This is a genomic window from uncultured Kluyvera sp. (assembly GCF_902485085.1).
In the GTDB taxonomy this organism is placed as follows: Bacteria; Pseudomonadota; Gammaproteobacteria; order Enterobacterales; family Enterobacteriaceae; genus Kluyvera; species Kluyvera ascorbata.
This window is the reverse complement of sequence record NZ_CABTJS010000135.1, coordinates 1-3,841: the sequence shown is the minus strand read 5'-3', so window position 1 is coordinate 3,841 and position 3,841 is coordinate 1. Positions and strand designations below refer to the sequence as shown.

General features: G+C 52.0%; 3 protein-coding genes. 1 reads left to right on the top strand and 2 read right to left on the bottom strand.

The window, feature by feature from the left end:
* Positions 1–258 precede the first annotated feature (258 nt).
* Entirely contained in the window at positions 259–1,164 is a 906-nt protein-coding gene (locus RDN66_RS16350; protein WP_202215953.1) for a LysR family transcriptional regulator, read from the top strand.
* 7 nt (positions 1,165–1,171) lie between these two features.
* On the opposite strand, the gene RDN66_RS16345 is transcribed toward RDN66_RS16350, so the two are convergent.
* A complete protein-coding gene (locus RDN66_RS16345; RefSeq protein ID WP_202215954.1) occupies positions 1,172–2,368 on the bottom strand; it encodes an MFS transporter in 1,197 nt (398 codons plus the stop codon).
* Positions 2,369–2,502: 134 nt separating this feature from the next.
* A complete protein-coding gene (locus RDN66_RS16340) occupies positions 2,503–3,468 on the bottom strand; it encodes an NAD-dependent epimerase/dehydratase family protein (protein ID WP_308538026.1) in 966 nt (321 codons plus the stop codon).
* Positions 3,469–3,841 lie beyond the last annotated feature (373 nt).

The following is a 3,841-nucleotide window of genomic DNA, read 5'->3' as shown; positions in this document are numbered from 1 at the left end:
TGGCTCGAAAGCAAAGCGGCAATCATCAAATCACATGATTCTGGCACAATATTCGTAACCAATAAGCGCATACCCTGAATCACTTAAAAGTGTAACTCTCAGGGTGTGAATGACTATATATGGCACGCAGCGGACATTGCTGGCTGAGTTGAGGGTCCGCTGTGAGCGAAAAGCGGACATTGAATGTCTCAATACATGCTTCGTCAGGAGCCTTCAAGCGGCTAGAATAAGGTTGTTTTTACGTTTCATGGAACATTCATGCGCGAAGATTTCAATGATTATCTAGCGTTCCTGGCAGTCGCGCAGGAGCGGAGTTTTACCAAGGCGGCTGCTAGGCTGAATATTTCTCAGTCAACCCTATCTCATATCATAAGAAGGCTTGAGGAAAGGCTGGGGATGCGGCTGCTGATGCGCACCACCCGGAAGGTGGCACTAACGGAGATTGGCGAAAAGCTTATGGCCGCGCTTGAGCCTCGCCTTGACGCGATTGAAACAGACATATCTGCACTGCTTCGTTTTCGCGACACGCCGGCTGGGACGGTGAGGCTCACAGTTTCAGATCATATGCTTCATGAATATATCTGGCCGGCTCTGGCCCCGGTGCTAAAAAATTACCCGGACATTCAGGTCGAGCTGTCTCAGGAAAACGGCTTCATAGATATTGTTGAAGGTCGCTTTGACGCCGGCGTACGCCTGGGTGATGACGTTGTCAAAGATATGATCGCTGTAAGGATTGGTGCCGACTGGCAGCCGGCTGTCATCGGCTCTGCAGACTATCTGGAAAAAGCGGGAACGCCTTCTCACCCGTCTGAACTTGCGCGCCACAGCTGTATTAATATCAGGCATTCAGGGGCCGGACAGCTATATGCATGGGAGTTTGAAAGAGGGGAAGAAACACTCAATATGAAGGTGCAGGGCCAGCTGATTTACACCAGCGTCTATCCCATGCTTGCCTCTGTTGAAGCCGGGTATGGTCTGGCATATGTTCCGGATAATCTGGCCGAGCAGGGTATAAAGCAGGGTCGCTGGGTGAGAATACTCAAAGAGTGGAGTCCTGTATTTAAGGGCTACCACCTCTATTACCCCAGCCGGCGACAGATGTCACCGGCTCTGAGGGTGATTATTGATGCCTTACGCTACCGTTCTGCAGGGCAGACTGTATAAGCTGGCGTCATTTTTGTGAGAATGAACGCCGCCCCGGCAATACAGCGATAACCGCAGAAGCTATCAGTAGCGCGGTGGCCAGCATGAAGGTGCTGACCCAGCCCTGATGGTCGAACAGTTCGCCGCCCGTAAACGCCCCTATCGTTATTGCAAACTGAATGAGTGCAACCGTTAATGCCCCGCCGGCTTCGAGTTCGTCAGGAATTATCCGCGTCATCCAGGTATTCCAGACCACAGGGATGGGGGTGACGAGGATGCCCCAGACCAGCAGGAGTGCCCCTGTCGCAGCGGGAATATGCCCCAGCGCGGTCAGCAGGCCGGCGACAATGGCCTGACCTGCCGGCAAGCCGGTAAGCGCAGGCAGCAGATTCCCCCTGACAAAGAATCCTGAAATAAGCGTGCCCGTCAGTCCTGCCACGCCCACGCCCAGCAGGAAAAGGGAAATCATGTTTATTCCCAGCCCGGTCACGCCCTCAAGGAACGGTCGCAGATAGGTGGAAAGTGAAAACTGGCCCATAAAGGCAAGCGTCACGGCAATCATGCCCAGCGCAAATGTCCGGCTGCGCAACAGCGAGGCTATTTGTACTATGCCGGTATCACGCTGCTGCGGCAGCTTCGGAATAACAACCATCTGCCATATCAGGCATATCACTCCCGCAGGCACTACCGTAAAAAATGCGCCGCGCCAGCCGATCAGGCTGCCCAGAAAGCTTCCAAGCGGGGGAGCCACCACAAACGCCAGCGCTGTTCCTCCCTGAAGAATAGCAATAGCCTTGGGAACACTAACGGGGCGAACGATCCGTACCAGAATTGCCGTCGATAAAGACCAGAAACCGCCGATTGAAATGCCGATCAGCGCCCGACCGAACATGAACATGCCATAACCGTGAGCGGACGTTACGATTAGTCCGGACAACACCATCACCAGTGTGTAAAAAATAATTGCCGTACGCCGGTCAAACCGGGCAAGCAAGGTATTACCAAAAAGGCTCGTGATCACTGCAAACAGGCCGGAAAAGGCAATGGCCTGACCGGCCTGGCCTTCGGTGACAGACAAGTCCTTCGCAATTGGTGTAAGCAGGCTGACTGGCATAAATTCTGATGAAACCAGGACGAAGCACAACAGTGCCATGCTGATTACCGCGCTCCAGACGGACGTTATTTCAGGCGCACCGAAGCCGCCCGTGTTCTGAGTTATATTCATAAGTGTTTTCTGAAGATGATGGTGAACAGTAACCACAGGTTTACAACCTGCGATCAGATAAAAAGGGTTATGGCGGATCAGCCATATGCAGTTGACCCGCCGTGGCAAGGGTTAAATGAGAATCAGCACAGTATTCAGAGTGATGGTGACTCTACCTGCCCCTGGGCAATCAGCACCTGCACGGATTCATGTATGGCTTCAAGACTGCTGTAGCGGGGCTGGTAACCCAACCTGACGCGCGCTTTTTCAATGGAGTGCGAGGAGCTTCTCACCACGTGGCCCCTGGAGTTTTCAGCAAACTCAGGCTCAAGCCCGGCAAGCCACTCATCAAAAGGCTGGAACTTCAGGGACGGCTCTTTGCCAAACCAGCGGAAAACAGCTTCTGCATAACCTCTCAGCGTGATGGCCTGATCAGACACGGCATTGAAGATTTCACCTACTGAAGCAGAACGGTTTTCAATGGCTTTAATAATAAGCTGAGCGACATCCACTGCGTGAACGTGATGTAACGTTTCACTTCCAAGGTTAGGCAGTGCAAGCGTTTCGCCGCGAGCAATGCGCGAATAAACTTCAGGGTTAGAGTTACCTTGTGGAGTAGTCGGCACCCATCCCTCGCCGACGATGTGCCCCGGACGGAAGCACGTTGCCGGGAAGCCGGAAAGCCGAGCTTCGCGCATCAGCCATGCTTCACTGTCCGCTTTACCCTGCCCATAGGCGTCGATTGGGCTTACAGGGTCGGTTTCTAAAGAAGGTACTGACACATAACGGCCATAAACCCAAATAGAGCTGCAGAAAAGGTAATGCTCAATTTTTCCTTTCAGGGCTTCAACAACCTGACGCGTACTGTTCAAATCAAAGGCGATCATGTCGATAACGATATCGGGGCTCAAATCAGCAATCTTCTGACCGAACGTGCCTTTTTCTTCTTCCTTCACCCGATCCAGAGAGACGTTTTCGATTGCGGCCCAGGCGTAATGCGGGCGGTAAGGCTTTGCTGAGCCACGGCTGACGTTAACTACCTGATGGCCCAGCTCAACCAGCATTGGCACGAGATAGGTTCCGACGTGGCCGCTGCCACCAATCACAACGATACGAGACATAACTTTCTCCTTTATGAGTTCCCGGCACGGCTGTAAAAGCCGGCTCCTGCAGAAAACGGTTTTATCAGAAAGGCACAGACTGAATGCTCATTTCACTGAAAGTGACAAGTCTAAAGCGTGCAGGCACTTTTTACTTTGACTAAATACCGAATGCATTTATGGCGAAATCGTAATAATAAGGAGTCATTAATTAGATAATGAAAGAATAAATCCTTAGCCTCATGCTGATGTATCAGAGAAGAAATGTCTGGTTCTGGCTGTGAGTTCAACCGATGGATGCAACACATTGATTGAACCGCTCTGCGGGTGATTCATAGTCTAGCGTTTTTCTCGGCCTCTCGTTGAGCTGTCTGGCAACACTGTTTAGTCTTTG

Bases quoted from the DNA above. Each gene is read 5' to 3' on its own strand.
- RDN66_RS16345 (WP_202215954.1), bottom strand. From the start codon at position 2,368: ATGAATATAACTCAGAACACGGGCGGCTTCGGTGCGCCTGAAATAACG.
- RDN66_RS16340 (WP_308538026.1), bottom strand. From the start codon at position 3,468: ATGTCTCGTATCGTTGTGATTGGTGGCAGCGGCCACGTCGGAACCTAT.
- RDN66_RS16350 (WP_202215953.1), top strand. From the start codon at position 259: ATGCGCGAAGATTTCAATGATTATCTAGCGTTCCTGGCAGTCGCGCAG.